Source organism: Pontibacter pudoricolor (assembly GCF_010092985.1).
GTDB lineage: Bacteria > Bacteroidota > Bacteroidia > Cytophagales > Hymenobacteraceae > Pontibacter > Pontibacter pudoricolor.
This window is the reverse complement of the sequence record NZ_CP048106.1, coordinates 1005733-1021527: the sequence shown is the minus strand read 5'-3', so window position 1 is coordinate 1021527 and position 15795 is coordinate 1005733. Positions and strand designations below refer to the sequence as shown.

Annotated in this window: 16 protein-coding genes and 1 pseudogene; 12 read left to right on the top strand and 5 right to left on the bottom strand. The window is 44.4% G+C overall.

What is annotated here, in order from left to right; all coding sequences use genetic code 11:
- Positions 1-12 precede the first annotated feature (12 nt).
- Positions 13-1005, bottom strand: coding sequence for a tryptophan 2,3-dioxygenase family protein (locus GSQ66_RS04450; RefSeq protein ID WP_238395811.1), 993 nt, complete (start codon positions 1003-1005; stop codon positions 13-15).
- Positions 1006-1304: 299 nt separating this feature from the next.
- On the opposite strand from GSQ66_RS04450, the gene sdaAB reads away from it, so the two are divergent.
- From sdaAB to GSQ66_RS04400, 11 genes and pseudogenes are all read left to right on the top strand, one after another.
- Positions 1305-1982, top strand: a complete 678-nt coding sequence (gene sdaAB / locus GSQ66_RS04445; RefSeq protein WP_162426352.1) for an L-serine ammonia-lyase, iron-sulfur-dependent subunit beta — start codon at positions 1305-1307, stop codon at positions 1980-1982.
- A gap of 36 nt (positions 1983-2018) precedes the next feature.
- Positions 2019-3470 carry a TolC family protein gene (locus GSQ66_RS04440; protein WP_238395810.1) on the top strand — a complete coding sequence of 484 codons (1452 nt, stop codon included), beginning with the start codon at positions 2019-2021 and terminating at the stop codon, positions 3468-3470.
- Between the two features lie 6 nt (positions 3471-3476).
- Positions 3477-4871 (top strand): efflux RND transporter periplasmic adaptor subunit, encoded by a 1395-nt coding sequence (locus GSQ66_RS04435; protein WP_162426350.1) that lies wholly within the window; start codon positions 3477-3479, stop codon positions 4869-4871.
- Between the two features lie 2 nt (positions 4872-4873).
- On the top strand, positions 4874-5863 hold the full coding sequence (locus GSQ66_RS04430; RefSeq protein WP_162426349.1) for an NAD(P)H-dependent glycerol-3-phosphate dehydrogenase: 990 nt from the start codon (positions 4874-4876) through the stop codon (positions 5861-5863).
- A gap of 86 nt (positions 5864-5949) precedes the next feature.
- Positions 5950-6486: a HEAT repeat domain-containing protein gene (locus tag GSQ66_RS04425; RefSeq protein WP_162426348.1), complete on the top strand. Its 537-nt coding sequence runs from the start codon at positions 5950-5952 to the stop codon at positions 6484-6486.
- Between the two features lie 124 nt (positions 6487-6610).
- Complete coding sequence (locus GSQ66_RS04420; protein WP_162426347.1) at positions 6611-7144, top strand: YfiT family bacillithiol transferase; 534 nt, start codon at positions 6611-6613, stop codon at positions 7142-7144.
- Positions 7145-7217: 73 nt separating this feature from the next.
- Positions 7218-7643, top strand: coding sequence for a VOC family protein (locus GSQ66_RS04415; protein ID WP_162426346.1), 426 nt, complete (start codon positions 7218-7220; stop codon positions 7641-7643).
- A 234-nt stretch (positions 7644-7877) separates the two neighbouring features.
- Positions 7878-8495 (top strand): hypothetical protein, encoded by a 618-nt coding sequence (locus tag GSQ66_RS04410; RefSeq protein ID WP_238395809.1) that lies wholly within the window; start codon positions 7878-7880, stop codon positions 8493-8495.
- A gap of 96 nt (positions 8496-8591) precedes the next feature.
- Entirely contained in the window at positions 8592-8987 is a 396-nt protein-coding gene (locus tag GSQ66_RS04405; protein WP_162426345.1) for a (deoxy)nucleoside triphosphate pyrophosphohydrolase, read from the top strand.
- A gap of 98 nt (positions 8988-9085) precedes the next feature.
- Positions 9086-9205, top strand: a pseudogene (locus GSQ66_RS19130) (hypothetical protein); the annotation flags it as partial.
- A 48-nt stretch (positions 9206-9253) separates the two neighbouring features.
- Positions 9254-10417, top strand: coding sequence for a methyltransferase RsmF C-terminal domain-like protein (locus tag GSQ66_RS04400; protein WP_238395808.1), 1164 nt, complete (start codon positions 9254-9256; stop codon positions 10415-10417).
- A gap of 336 nt (positions 10418-10753) precedes the next feature.
- On the opposite strand, the gene GSQ66_RS04395 is transcribed toward GSQ66_RS04400, so the two are convergent.
- The 4 genes from GSQ66_RS04395 to pdxH form a co-directional block, all read right to left on the bottom strand.
- Positions 10754-11938 (bottom strand): class I SAM-dependent rRNA methyltransferase, encoded by a 1185-nt coding sequence (locus GSQ66_RS04395; protein ID WP_162426344.1) that lies wholly within the window; start codon positions 11936-11938, stop codon positions 10754-10756.
- A gap of 501 nt (positions 11939-12439) precedes the next feature.
- Positions 12440-13024, bottom strand: coding sequence for a Maf family nucleotide pyrophosphatase (locus tag GSQ66_RS04390; RefSeq protein WP_162426343.1), 585 nt, complete (start codon positions 13022-13024; stop codon positions 12440-12442).
- The gene (locus GSQ66_RS04385; RefSeq protein ID WP_162426342.1) at positions 12990-14288 is read right to left on the bottom strand and encodes a DUF1015 domain-containing protein; all 1299 of its coding nucleotides are present in this window, start codon (positions 14286-14288) and stop codon (positions 12990-12992) included. The genes GSQ66_RS04390 and GSQ66_RS04385 overlap by 35 nt, the downstream gene beginning before the upstream one ends.
- Before the next feature lie 49 nt (positions 14289-14337).
- Entirely contained in the window at positions 14338-14988 is a 651-nt protein-coding gene (gene pdxH, locus GSQ66_RS04380; RefSeq protein WP_162426341.1) for a pyridoxamine 5'-phosphate oxidase, read from the bottom strand.
- Positions 14989-15217: 229 nt separating this feature from the next.
- On the opposite strand from pdxH, the gene GSQ66_RS04375 reads away from it, so the two are divergent.
- A complete protein-coding gene (locus GSQ66_RS04375) occupies positions 15218-15793 on the top strand; it encodes a YqgE/AlgH family protein (protein WP_317164221.1) in 576 nt (191 codons plus the stop codon).
- Positions 15794-15795: the final 2 nt, after the last annotated feature.

Sequence of the window (15795 nt, the reverse complement as noted above, 5' to 3'; positions counted from 1 at the left end):
AACCTCCAACAATTAAATTTCTCCATTCAGCACTTTATCTACCCAGCCTTTGCCCCATTCTTCGGTTTCCTGTTCCGTGAATAGCTCCGGGTAAAAAATACGTTTCTGGAATTTTGGAGGCAGGTATTTCATCCAGTTCGTTCCGCCTGTTGCGGCAATCACATCCGGGTCGCGCTGCAGGTAACGCACCGCTGATTTATAGTGCATCAGTGGCCAGTTCACGTTCACGTTGCTGTCCAGGTCGCGCATTTGTCTTTTCAGCTTCTCGTTTTGCTGTTCATCTTCCGGCAGGCGCTTATACACGCTCCACACGTTTTTATCCTGGTATTCTTTTGCAAACTCAATCAGCTGCTTGGTATATTTCTCCTCGAAGCGGATCAGGGTAAGTGTTTTAGCACCCGATGCTACTTCCGTGGCACCTTCTTTCCAGTAAATGCAACCAATCATTTCTTCCTGGGTACTCTGTAATCCCAGCACAGAGCGCTTGTCTTTTGCCACCAAATTACGTAGGTCTGTAGACGCGATCTCAATTAAACGGTACTGCGCAGACTGAAAACCACTGGCCGGCATCAGCGCCATCCGGAACTGCAGGAACTGCTTCGGATCCATACCATCTACCATCACATCAAACGAGTTTATCAGGTTATCGAAATAGCGGTTGATGCGCTTCAAGCGCCTGGTTAACATTTCGGCGGTAATAGCTTTATCTTCACCTATTTGTCTGTACTCTTCCAGGCAAAGCTTAAAGTAAAGCTCCGTGATCTGGTGGTACATGATAAAGATCTTTTCGTCCGGAATATTGGTGCGTGGGTTCTGCAGGCTTAGCAGCGTATCCAGGTGAATATAATCCCAGTAGTTAATAAAATCGGTGTGGTAGAGTCCTTCCAGGTAGGCAGCCAGATCCTGGCCTAAAGGCACATACTTTTCTTCCAGCCGCTTTAGTTGCTCAAGCACTTCCGGTTTAAAGTTGTAGTCCATAGTTGGTTTGTTTGATGAGATGCTCATTTACTGTGCAAAGTAAGAAAAACTATAGTTTGGTACATGGCATTTCTAAAATATTATACTGCCTATAGTTTATCTTACGCCAGAGAATGACAATTTAACTACACCAGAGCCCTTAATGGCTACTGCTAACTATAGTTTAAGAGCCTGTTTGCAAGATTTTATAGAGCGGGCAGTGTTGTTGGTATAGCTAAAAAGCTGATTGGTAGAAATATGCCTAATTTATAGTTTGCTTGCTGAAATACTGGGAGTTTATTCATAAATTTGGTTTTCACGATATTTTATTAATACGCTTACCTGTTATGGCCGAGAAAAGTAGTGTTTTTGATATGATTGGTCCCGTTATGATCGGTCCGTCCAGCTCGCATACAGCTGGTGTGGTTCGTATTGCCAGAGCTGCCATCCGCATACTTGGTGCCGCTCCCGAAGAAGCCATCATCACGTTTTATAATTCTTTTGCCCGCACCTACGAGGGTCACGGCAGCGACCGTGCTATAGTTGCCGGTCTGCTTGATTTTAAAACCGACGATAAACGCATAAAAGAAGCCTTCGACCATGCCAAAGAGCGTGGCCTGAAATATACGTTCAAGTCTGTTGGCAATGCATCAACCATGCACCCGAATACCATTAAGCTTAACCTGAAAGCCCAGGGCCGCGAAGTTGAGGTTGTTGGCCAGAGCCGCGGTGGTGGTGTGATACAGATAGTGGAAGTAGATGGCTTTACTGCCAGCTTCTCTGCTAACCTGCATACGCTTATTATTGATGCGGAAGATAAAACAGGTAGTATCGCTTTTATAGCCTCCGTTATAGCCCACGACGATTGCAACATTGCAACCATGAGCGTATCCAGAAAAGGCAAGAATGAAATGGCCCGCCAGTTTATAGAGATGGACTCTGGTATAAAACCAATAACCCTGGAATACCTGAAACAATTAAGTTGGGTGAAACACGTGGTCTATATTCCGAACATTGATCTATAACCGACCCTTAAAACCTAAACTATGAAGAAGAAATCTGTGAACCTGCTTTTAGCGGTTGCGCTGGGCTCCTTATTGTTCTCAACGCCTGCCTTTGCCCAGGACAACCCCGGCAATGGCGGCTGGACACTGACAGAGGCAATTGAATACGCTCAGAAAAACAACCTGCAGGTAAAACAAACCCGCGTAGGCCGCGACCTGAATGCTATTGATTTAAAGCAAGCAAAACTGGACCGATTACCGAGCTTAAACGGATCTGCGCAAAGCACATTTAGCTCAGGAACAACTGTTGACCCTACTGTTCAGGAGGTACGAACAAATGAGTATACTTCCCTTGGTGTTAGTGCTAATGCTTCGGTACCGTTGTTTATGGGCTTGCAGCAAACTAACCTGATCAAGCAGCGTGGTTATGATCTGCAAGCAAGCGATTTTGATGTTCAGGCTATTCAAAACGACATCTCACTTCAGATCATCACTTCATATCTTAATGTACTGTTTGCAGAAGAACTTATAAAAACTGCAGAACTGCAGCGTAGTACTACGCAAAAACAACTAGATAGAACCAGGCTTCTCTACAAAGCAGGTAGTGTTGCCGAAGTAGCAGTTTTGGATCTGGAGTCACAACTTTCTACAGATGAGCTGGATATTATAAATGCTCAGAATCAACGGGACATTTCACGTTTGTCACTTATCCAACTTCTTAATTTAGAGGGTGATCAAGCGCGTGATTTTGCTATAGTTGTACCTGAAGTACCGGAACCAGATCAACTTCCTGTACTCGTAGAGCCAACTATAGTATATGATGCTGCAATACAAACTCAACCGGGAGTAAAAGCTGCTGATTTTAGAGTTATGAGTGCAGATAAAGGATTAGCAGTTGCTCGTGGAGCTTACTATCCAAGATTGTCACTAAGTGCAGGAATAAATACTTTTTATAATAGTCAACAAAGGTTATTTGATCCAACAGGGGAGTTTTCTAAGAATTCACTAATAACTAACCCGATAGGGCCCAATGGTGAACCTGAGTTATTTACTTACTATACGCCTAAACTATTAGAAACTGATTATCCATTTATTGACCAACTACAAAATACAATTGGTAAACAGGTTAGCCTTAACTTAACAGTTCCAATTTTCAACGGTTTCCTGGCTCGTAACAATGTGCAGCGTGCTAAACTAGGTCAGCTGAATGCAAAAATAAATGCCGATATAGAGCGAAACCAACTTCGCCAGACTATAGAACAGGCATATGTAGATGCTTTGGCGGCACAGCGTAAATATGCGGCAGCTAAAGTACAGGTAACGGCTTTGGAAAAGAGTTATAAAAATGCAGAGCTTCGTTTAAACAGCGGTGTTATCAATACCGTGGACTTCTTCGTGATCACGAACAACTACCGTACAGCTCAATCAAATTTAATTCAAGCCAAATACGAGTATACTTTTAAACTTAAGGTACTGGACTTTTACCAGGGGAAAGAAATCACTTTATAATCAACCATGGCAGCTAAAAAATCTAAAAAACTCATCCCAATTTTAATTACTGTATTAGTTGTAGCTATAGTTCTTATAGTTGTAGCCAAAAAAGCCGGCTGGATAGGGAAAGAAGATGGAACAGAAGTACTGCTGTCTGAGGCTAAAAAGGCAGAGATCGTAGAGAAAGTGAGCGCTTCCGGGAAAGTACAGCCGGAAACAGAAGTTAAGATAAGCCCGGACGTATCCGGAGAGATCATAGAACTGAACGTGGAAGAAGGTGACTCGGTGGTGAAAGGCCAGTTGTTGCTTCGTATACGCCCTGATAACTATCAGTCGTTTGTAGATGCCCAGGAGGCAACAGTAAATTCTTCCAGAGCGCAATTGTCGCAGTCGAAAGCCCGACTGGCACAGGCGCAGGCCAACCAGGTACAGGTAAAACAGGCGTACGAGCGTAACAAAAAGCTGTTTGAACAAAAGGTTATTTCCGAAGCTGAGTTTGAGCAGAGCCGTGCCAGCTACAATGCCGGCCTCCAGGAAATTGAATCGCTGAAGCAAAGCATTCGTGCTGCTGAGTTTGGTGTACAGAATGCACAGGCATCGTTGAAAGACGCCCGTGAGAACCTGAACAAAACCACCATTTATGCGCCTGTAAGCGGAACAGTTTCTAAACTGAACGTAGAGCGTGGCGAACGCGTGGTGGGTACTTCGCAGATGGCCGGTACCGAAATTATGCGCATCGCTAACCTGAACAATATGGAAGTACGCGTAAATGTGAATGAGAACGACATTATTCGGGTAGCCATGGGCGACTCTGTTATAGTTGAGGTTGACTCTTACACCACCCGCGACGAGAAATTTAAGGGTATAGTTACGGCCATCGCCAACACGGCAAAAGATGCCACCACCCTGGAAGCTGTTACAGAATTTGAAGTTCGCATCCGGTTAATAAACGAGTCGTACAATCATCTTTCAAAAAATAACCGCTTCCCGTTCCGCCCGGGCATGACGGCATCAGTTGATATTATTACAGAGCGTAAGAGCAATGTGTTATCAGTTCCTTTGTCGGCGGTAACTACACGCGCCGATGAGAAGAAAAAAGAAAATGCAGATGCTGGCAACCCGGCTAAAGAAACGGAAGAAGAGCAGGAAAAACGTGCCCAGGTGAAAGTGGATGAGATCGTGTTTGTTTACGATGCTGCAACCAACACCGTAAAAGCGCAGAAAGTGAAGACCGGTATCAGCGATTTCGATAATATTGAGATCATCAGCGGTGTTAAAGCTGGCCAGAAAGTAGTATCTGGTCCGTTCAGAGCTGTATCTAAGACATTGAAAGATGGCAGCAAAGTAGTAGTAAAAGATGCGAAATCTATCAGCAAAACAAAGGCTGAGGATGAGGAGAAAGAAGAAAACGAAGACTAGACTTGGAAAAAATAGCCGTTATAGGAGGGGGAAGTTGGGCAACAGCGATTGTAAAGATCCTCTCCGAAAACAAATCGCAGGTACATTGGTGGATGCGCAACAAAAACGATGTGCAGCACCTGGTAAACTATAAGCACAACCCACGCTATCTGAGTGGGGTACAGTTCGACCTGAACTATGTAAAACCCAACGCTGATATACAGGCTGTTGTAGCCGCTGCCGATTGGGTAGTGCTTGCTGTGCCTGCCGCTTTTGTGCAGGAAGCCATTTCCGACCTGCCCGAAGATGCGCTGAAGGGCAAGGTTATAGTTTCGGCTATTAAAGGCATGATTCCGGAACAGAACATCCTGATAACTGACTATGTGGAGCAACGTTTTAATGTACCCAACACCCACCAGCTGGTAATTGCCGGACCTTGCCACGCCGAAGAAGTTGCCCTCGAAAAACAGTCTTACCTGACGATTGGTTCGCATGACATAAGTACAGCCGAACGTTTCTGTGAGCTGCTACGCAACCGCTATGTTAAGGCCAATCCGCTCGACGACCTGGATGGTATTGAATATTGCGCGGTAATGAAAAACATTATAGCTCTGGCCTGTGGTATTGCCCGTGGTTTAAACTATGGCGATAACTTCCAGGCGGTACTTGTATCTAATGCCATGTTCGAAATTGAGCGGTTCCTGGATGAAATTATGCCAATGCACCGTGCTTTAAGTGGATCTGCCTATCTGGGTGATTTGCTGGTAACTTCTTATTCCCAGTTTAGCCGTAACCGTACATTTGGTAATATGATCGGTCATGGCTATTCGGTAAAATCTGCGCAGGTAGAAATGAACATGGTAGCTGAAGGTTACTATGCCGTGAAAAGCATTTACGAACTGAACAAGACCTTAAAAGTTGACATGCCCATTACCAACGCGGTCTACCTTATTCTGTATGAAAAGATTTCGCCGGGAGTGGAGTTTGAAATTCTAAAGGAGAAGTTGAAGTAGGATATTCTATTACGTACATAGTGCAGATAAGCGTATGTTGTCGTTTAGCTGGTAGTTAGCGGGAATACCAACTATAAATTGCATCAGTGACACAGCAAGAAGAACTCAGTCAATTAAAACAGGAAATCCTTTCTCAGGACTGGGGAAGGGCGAGAGAAGCTGCTTATCGACTTGGAGAAATTGGTGGAGACGAAGTACTAACATTTCTTATACAACTTCTTAACTCAAAAGACCCAATACTAAGGAATTGTGCAGCTCTAGCCTTAAAAGATATACAAGACAATAAAGCCGTTGAGCCGTTGCTGGAAGCTATATTCAAGAAGGAAAACCATAACTACAATGGGACTTTGGTTTTTGCATTGGAAGGTTTAGACTGTAGCCAAAAATTGAAAGAGATTTTCAAAATACTTTTTTACGAAAGCTACGAAGCTAAAATTAGTGCCTATTCCATTTTATCTAAGCAGGAATTTGAATTCACAGCAGAAGACCTGCATGAAGTGAAAAAGATGTGGGAAGATATAAAGCAACACCCTGAAAAATGCCCAAACTATGAATATGAAGAAGTGCCAGAAATGATTCAGGATGCTGTAGAAGGATACATGGGTTATTTGCAGAATGAATAATAAAAAGCACAAACCGCTAACCCAGTGCAGCCCTTATGCTCGGCTCCGCCTCGCCCATCGGCTGCACGAGTAACGTTGAGCGTAACTTCAATAACCTTTGGCCTGAAAACCCTGATAATATACGATGGCAATAGACAATCTTAAATATCCGATTGGTCACTATGAACGTCCGGAATCGCTCAGTGATGAGCTCCTGGAAAGCTTCATCGAGGTTATCGCGACGTTTCCTGCTCAGCTGAGAAATGAGACCGAAAGTTTATCAGATCAGCAACTAGACACACCGTACCGAGAAAATGGATGGACAATCAGGCAGGTTGTAAATCACTGCGCCGACAGCCATATGAATTGTTTGACACGTTTCAAACTGGCGCTTACAGAGGACAGGCCAACAATAAAACCTTATAACGAAGCCCAGTGGGCAGAACTTGCCGACAGTAAAACAATTGAAATTGAGCCGGCTTTAAAGATGTTGGAAGGAATCCATCTGAGATGGGTTACATTACTAAAAAGCCTGACAGATGAAGAATTTAATAAAAGCTTTCTTCATCCGGAACATGAAAAAGAAATGAAACTTTCTGAGGTTATAGGGTTATATGCGTGGCATTGCAAGCATCATTTAGCGCACATTACCAGCTTAAAAAGCCGAAAGAAATGGTAAGCTATAGGGCTTAATAACAAACAAAAAAACGACAGATAACCAATCACAGCTTAGCAATCTAACACAGATCCAAATGAAAAAAGTAACAGGTATTGGTGGCATTTTCTTTAAATGCGAAGACCCTAACAAAATGAGAGCGTGGTACCAGACACATCTCGGTCTGAATACCAACGACTACGGTGCTGTTTTTGAATGGCGACAGGGTGCTGACGAAACAAAGAAAGGATTTACGCAATGGAGTCCGTTTCCGGAAACAACGAAATATTTTGAGCCTTCTGCCAGGGAGTTCATGATAAACTACCGTGTAGAGAACATTGAAGCACTAGTAGAACAACTACAACAGGAAGGTGTAACGATACTAGACAAGATCGAGACATACGACTATGGAAAGTTCGTTCATATAGTGGATGTTGAAGGTAACAAAATAGAACTATGGGAACCTAACGACATCGCATACGAAAAATTAGGCGAGCAGATGGGTGCTAAAAATACTAAATAGCCGCCCGACAACAAGTTTTTGCACGTCTCGTCAGCAAGTTGATTACTGATAACCAATATGTTATAAATCATAAATCATTAAAACGAAACACCTGAATCCATCAGGTGTTTTTTGTTTAGAGGCAACTGATGTTATAACTATAATTTATTTTGATTTTTTAGTATTCAGCGGTATACGGCGGATCATTTTATTCTCTAATTTTCGGGTATTATTCAACTATAAGCCAAACTTTTTATGAAAAGATTTTTACTCCTTTCCTTCCTCGGATTAGGATGCTATTACAACGCCAGTGCCCAGGAATTTGATTCTACCAAAGTTGCGCCGCCAATGGTAGAAGATGTTTCTGACTATAAGCCTGTTCGCTTTTTGTTAGGCGCTGCTTTTGAGTTTGGAGGCGATGAGGTAGGAACTGTTACGTTTACCAATGGCGATGAACAATCTATTAAAGCAGGGCAGGGTATAGCCGTGGCGGTAGGTGCCGAGTTTCAGTTCAGAAAACTGGAGCAGCTGCGTTTACGGGCAACTGTAGGCTACAAGTATGTTACCACCGCCGCCGACAACGCACACATCAGGTTAACACGCGTACCATTGCACCTAACAGCAAACTGGATGGCTACCGAGAAAATCAGGCTGGGCGCTGGTATAGTTAAGCATCAGGCTATAAAATTAAATACCGATGGCTTAGGTGAAAATATGGAGTTTGATGGGAGCACCGGAGCCATTTTTGAATTTGCATACAGCGGTTTCGGAATATCTTATACTATTATGAAGTATACAGACCAGGCGAACAACTCGTATGCAGCAAATGCGATTGGTTTTACAATCAGTGGCGTATTACCTAAACGTAATTAACCTGCTCAGATTCCCGTAAACTCCTGCAGCTTTAATTGTACACGAATAGAACGTAGACTAATTACTGTTGCAGGAGTTTCTTTTTAGACGAAAGGTATGATCAGAGTAGTTTGCGCTATAATTGAACACGAAAGCACTGTACTGATAACCCAGCGCAGCAGCAACATGGCGCAACCTCTGCTCTGGGAGTTTCCGGGTGGTAAGGTGGAAGTTGGCGAGTCAGAAACAGATGCCCTTGTACGGGAAATACTGGAAGAACTTAACCTGCTTATAGTTCCTCATACACGCCTGACCCCAGTAAAACACCACTATAGTTTAAGAGCAATTGAACTGATTCCGTATACCTGTAGTTTGCAAAACAGGAATATTTTGCTGGCAGAACACCAAGCCTATAGTTGGGCAACTCTAAATGAACTACCAAGCTATAGTTGGTGCCCTGCCGATATCCCAATTGTTAAAGAATATTTGCACTTGAAAAAAAGGCAACTATAGAACTGCTTTTCAGGGAATCAGTAAATTTGCACCATGATAAAACTCCCGCTCACCTTCGAGACGCGCATGCAGCGATTGTTAGGTGAAAACTACTCCAAATTCCAACAGTCGCTGCAACAAGCCCCCCAGTAAGTATCCGGGTAAACCGGCATAAGTTTCAAAACAACATAGATTACCCTCAGGTCCCCTGGACCAACTCCGGTTACTATTTAGCCGAGCGCCCTTCCTTTACCTTAGACCCACTTTTACACGCAGGCGCATATTATGTGCAGGAAGCCAGTTCCATGTTCCTGGAGCACGTACTGAAGCAAACTATAAATCTGGACCACCCTCTTCATGTGCTGGACCTTTGCGGCGCACCCGGCGGAAAATCCACACACCTGGCCAGCCTGATCTCAAAAGATAGTTTACTGGTCTCGAATGAAGTCATTAAAAGCCGGGCTACTATACTGGCCGAGAATATTGCCAAGTGGGGTTCGGGCAACGTACTGGTAACCAACAACGACCCGCGCGATTTCAGCAGACTGCCGGAGTTTTTTGATGTGATGGTGATTGATGCTCCCTGCAGCGGCGAAGGCATGTTCCGGAAAGATCCACATGCAGTAGAAGAATGGTCGGAGGAGAATGTTAACCTTTGCGCCCGTCGCCAGCAACGCATTTTAGCCGATACCTGGGAAGCCCTGAAACCGGGCGGCATCCTGATCTACAGCACCTGCACCTGGAACGAAGCCGAAAACGAAGAAAACATGGCCTGGCTGGGCGAACAGGAAAATGCGCAAAGCATTAAACTGAATTTCGATGATTCACTGGGTATTGTTCGCTCCGAATTACAAGGCGTAGAAGGTTACCGCTTTTACCCGCATGCCGTGCAGGGCGAAGGATTTTTTTTAGCAGTGATGCGCAAAGCAGGCCAAACAGAGGACGAAAACTATAGCTCCGGTAAAAAGAAGAAATACAAACTACAGGAAGCCGGCAAGAAAGAAAAAGCATTGGTACAGGACTGGCTACTGCATGCAGAAGACCTTGCCTGGATACAGCACAACGAAACCATCTTTACCTTACCCGAAAACCTGTTTGAAGCCGCCGACGAAGTGTATCAGAAACTATACGTGATCTATGGCGGTACGCAGGTTGCTGAAATAGCAGGTAAAAAAGTAAAACCACTTCAGCCACTGGCTCTTTCACAACATATTAACAAAGAGGCGTTTAAGTTCATTGAACTGAACCTTGAACAGGCAATCCGCTATTTACGCAAAGAAGATATCAATTTAGGCACCCATGGCACTGATTGGGTACTGCTACAATACAATGGTCTGCCGTTAGGCTGGGCAAAACTGATCGGAAACCGCACAAACAACTACTACCCAAAAGAATGGCGAATCCGGATGGATCTGCCAACTGCACTACCCTCAAAATCTGTACTGGAGTAAACTATAATTGTCGTTTTATGTAATTGTCATTTCGACGATAGGAGAGATCTCTCACGGATTTTAGCTGATTTAGATCTCTCACGCTGTTCGAAATGACAAAAACGAGAAAGCCGATGCAACTATAGTTTGCAACGGCTTTCTCGTTTAAAGTTTGGTTAACTTTCTAACTTTGAGCCATTGTTGGTGTTTTCACCAACAATCCTATTAGCTGGCTTTTAAACTTGCTGGTGATAACACGCAGCAAGGGCTATACTAACGTTAGAAAAAACACTAAACAGCTTCATAGTTTGGTTAACTTTCTAACCTTCTAACTTCCAAACTTTTCAACTAAAAGAATTATTCTACAAACAGCACAAGGCCTTTCAGATACTCGCCTTCCGGGTGGAAAATGGAGATCGGGTGATCAGCGGGCTGGGAGAGATGGTGCATTACTTTTATGTTTCGGCCAGCCTCAATAGCAGCTGCCATAACGGTATTGTTGAACAGGTATTTATCTACTACCTGCGAGCACGAAAAAGTGAACAGAATTCCGCCCGGCTTTATTTTTTTCATGGCCTCTGCATTCAGGCGTTTATAACCCATAACGGCATTATGACGCACTTTCTGACTCTTGGCAAAAGCAGGAGGGTCCAGCACGATTACATCGTACAGGTCTTCCTTGCCCTTCAGGAAATCAAAGGTATCTACCGCAAAAGCTTCGTGCCGGTCATGGGCATTGCTCAGGTCGCCATTTTTTATCGTTAGCTCTATCGCTTTTTTAGACACATCTACCGAATGTACCAGTTCGGCACCGGCATTTAAAGCATATACCGAAAAGCCACCAGTATAACAGAACGTGTTCAGTACCGATTTGCCTTTGGTGTAACGGGCCAGCAAGTCACGGTTCTCACGCTGATCAATAAAGAACCCGGTTTTCTGACCACTTTCCCAGTCGATAAAGAACTTGTTGCCATTTTCAGTAACCACAACGCCACCTTCCGATTTACCGAAAAGATAACCATTTACTGCATCCGGCACAGATTTTTGGGGCAGCGACTCGGCACTTTTATCGTAAACGGCCCGAAGCTTTGCGCCATAAATTTCCTGTAATGCTTTGGTCACAAATTCACGCACGTTGTACATGCCCAGCGAATGCGTCTGCACTACGGCCGTATCTTTATACATGTCAACTATAAGTCCCGGCACGCCATCACCTTCCGCATAGATCAGTCGGTATACATCCGTTTCCGGATTATCGATCAGGCCCAGGCGGTTGCGGTAATCGTAGGCTTGCTTCACTTTGCTTTTCCAGAAACTATAGTCTGGCTCAACCTGCTCAAAAGAGAAGATACGAACGGCAATAGAGCCAAGCGCGTAATGGCCCATGCCCAGAAACTCGCGCTTACTGGAATAAACTTCTACAATTTCGCCTTCTTCCGGCTCGCCGTCTGCTTTACGTATCGCGCCCGAAAAAACCCAGGGATGTAAACGTTTCAGGGAATTCTCCTTACCCGGAGCCAGGTATAGTTTTATAAATGACATTGATTGCTGTTTTTAACTGCTGTTTAAATGCGACTCGTCATTTATAAAACTATAAACAACCTGCAAAAATAATGATTCAGGTTTTTATAGTTGTTATCAGCAGAAAAAAAAGCACTCAAAAAAATCAATGAGCAGTCAAAAAAGCCGTGCTTAACCAATGGCTGGTATAGTTTCTGAACCGCTACAGCAGGGATATTTTATAGTTTGGTAAGGGTTATAGTTGTTATTATCCTAGCCGAACACGAACCACAGATTCGGAACTATAGTTTGGCTCAGAAAAGATTTCCGCTCCAAAATTAAATATGGTTGCTCATTAGGACTTCCAGGTCCGGAAGCTTTCTGTTGGGGGACTTCCGAGTTCCCGTAAATCAGGCTTAAAGTTACGCGTACGTGGACGTATGAAGCAGGAAAAGTTTCGGACAAGGATGCCCGGAACAGCATTGATTTAAATTATTTGATTGGATTTATAGTTGGCTTTAACCATTTAACACTTAACAATCATCAATCAAGACTCAAAAAGCCGAGACTAACCAGCCGCTGGTAAAGTTTCTGAACGGGCAGACCGACTACGTTAAAGTAAGAACCCTCAATTCGTTCGATACCTATTTTACCGATCCATTCCTGAATGCCGTAAGCCCCGGCTTTATCGTAAGGTCTATAGTTGGTGATATAGTAGTCGATTTCTTCGTGGCTCAGCTCTTTAAAATAAACTTTCGTGGTGTCGTGAAAAATGCTTTTAAGATCCCGTGTAAGGATACAAACGCCGGTAATGACCACGTGGTGCGTGCCGGAAAGAGAGCGAAGCATGTCGTAGGCCTGCTTATAATCTGCTGGTTTGTTCAGTACCTTATCGCCTAAACAAACTATAGTATCAGCGGTAAGTAAAATGTGGTCCTCCAGGTCCCCGAAGTACTGCTCAGCTTTGTGGGAAGCCAGATATTCAGCTACCTGTTCGCGCTTCAGTTCTGCGGGGTAATCTTCCTCAACCTCTTTTACATGCACGTCAAATGGTAACCCTAAGCCAGTCAGCAGTTCTTTACGACGGGGCGAATTAGAGGCAAGCAGCAGGGGCCGAGATAAATTCATCTTCTTTTATGGAGCTAAATAAAAAACCGCAGATAACTTTCGGGTAAAAGAAGGTAGACTTTTGCGGCATGATCGCACCACTATAGCACACCCTTTTTACCTGTTCCATCGATACTTCATTTGTGATAAGGGCAAGGCGTGAAGCACCGGTATCAACCTGGCGGATACATGTCGTGAAATTACGCTCATAGCTCAGGCGGCTATAGTTTCGCTGCACTTCCGGGTCTATTCCTAACACGCGCTGGAAAATGAAATAGTGCATGACCGTCAGGTCAAGGTCCTTTACTTCCTGCGGTACTTCCCAGTCTATCAGGTGATGCATTTCCGGTTTCAGGCGAATCTTATAAGCGTTACCTGACAGATATAAACCAAACGCCCATTGCTTGCCAACTATAACTTCGTTCAGCTCAACGGGGTCTTCTTTCGGGATGATCGTAAAATATTCGCTCAGCCGTTGCAGAAACTCCTCATCCGATAGATCAATCTGTTGCAGCACGCGGTGCGTTGGTAAAATGCGCAGGTCATCCGACTCGGTGTTGGTCAGGTACATTAAATGATAATTGTAGGCCTCGAGGCCGGTGTGTGACGGATTTTGAGCCATCATGCGTTTGCGGTATTCCAGCGAACCTTCGTAGCGGTGGTGCCCATCTGCCAGCAACACCTGTTTTTCGCGCAGCACATCTATAAACTTATGAATCACATCGTGGTCGTGAATCACAGCCAGTACATCGCGCACACCCTGGTAATCTTCGGTTTCATAAATCGGCGATTTGATGCTTTCATCCATGTACTGCTCCAACGCAAACGCCGGGTCGGTATACAAGCCGTGCGTGGCGCTGCTGTTGAGTTCAGTTTTAGAAAGCAGGTCTATTCTGTCGTTTACCGCGCTTGGAATGGTATTCTCATGCCGAAGCAATACACGTTCTTTCCAGTCGTAGGCTTTTATATGGCAGATAAATCCTTTGCGGCAGTATTCCTTTTGCTCACCCGACAGCTTAAAATACTGGTAGTACACATAAATACCTGGCAGCGCATCCTGCAATATAACGCCACGCTCTTTCCAGTGCTGCAGTAACGCAGCGGCTTCGTCGGCGGGCTGCGTACCAAGCGGAACAGAAAGATGGATGCTGTTAAACGGATTGCGGTATAAAGTCTCGCGCTGCTTCGCCGATACCACATCAAAAAGGGGAGAGGTCAGCTCTTCAATTTGATGATTCAGTAAGTGGCTGTATCGCCAGGCTTTTAAGGGTAATATCTCTGCCATTTTGTTGGGGAGGTGGTGAGTTAATTTTGCTGTGAATTTGCCTTATGCCTTACGGAGCCAGTCGTTTTATGTGCCACTGGTTTTCCTGCAACTCATACACGATACGATCGTGCAGGCGGTTCGGGCGTCCCTGCCAGAATTCTACCCGGTCAGGTTCCAGCAGGTAACCGCCCCAATGTTCCGGCCTTGGGATAACAGGCAGATCGCCAAATCGTTTAGTATAGTCTGCGTCTGCTATTTCCAATTCTTCGCGGCTGGTAATAGGCTGGCTTTGAGGTGAAGCCCAGGCTCCGATCTGGCTGCCTACCGGCCTGCTATGAAAATAGGAGTCCGATATCTCTGCCGGCACTTTTTGTATGGTTCCTTCCACGCGTACCTGGCGCTCCAGTTCGGGCCAGAAAAAGGTAAGTGAAGCAAAAGGATTTACCTGCAGATCATGGCCCTTGCGGCTATTATAGTTTGTGAAGAATATAAATCCATCCGTGGTCACATCTTTTAGTAACACTACGCGGGCAGATGGTCTTCCGGAGCTGTTTACCGTAGAAAGCACCATGGCAGTAGGCTCGTTTACTTGGGCGGCTATAGTTTCGTCCATCCAGGACTTAAACTGAGTTATTGGATCTTTGGCTACAGATACCTCATTTAGTGACTCCATAGCATAATTCTTGCGGATAGCGGCAATGTTTGGTAACAGGGACATAGGCTTGTTCGGTTTGTCCAAATTTAAAAAAAATATCCGCTGCCTTAACAATTAACTTACAATATGGCTTATTAATCTAATCCGGTTAACGCTTTCTGTACCTTAAACTATAAATATGCGTAGTGCAAATTTTGCTACTATAGTGTATACATCTCGTAATAAAACTACACGCTGGCTGTAACTCTACACAGGGCAGAAAGAGTACAACAAAATACTTAAAACTGACTAAATGAAGATGGAAGAAGAAAGGTTGATAAAACCTCAGAGCGGGAGTATACTTATATCCGAACCATACCAGGGCGATCCTAATTTTGAGCGCTCGGTTGTACTGCTGTGTAACCATAATGAAGCAGAGGGAACATTTGGCCTGGTACTTAATAAGCTCTCGGATATGAAACTGTCGGATGTGGTGGATATATATAACGATGCATTTGACGTTACTTTAGGCATTGGAGGACCGGTTCAATTCAATACCCTACATTATCTGCACCGCATACCAGATCTGTCGCAGGCTGTGAAACTGGGAGAAGACCTTTACTGGGGTGGCGATTTTGAAATGCTCAGAACCATGATCGGCTCAGGCATAGTCACTTCTGAAGATGTTCGTTTCTTTTTAGGCTATTCTGGCTGGACGGCAGGGCAACTGCAGGAAGAAATTGATAAAAATGTTTGGATCGTCAATAACAATGCTGTGAATAAATTGTTTAATTTAGAGGCTGATACACTATGGCGAAGCATCCTGCGTCAGATGGGAGGCAAATATAAGGTTTTATCGAATTATCCGGTAGACCCACGCCTGAACTAATG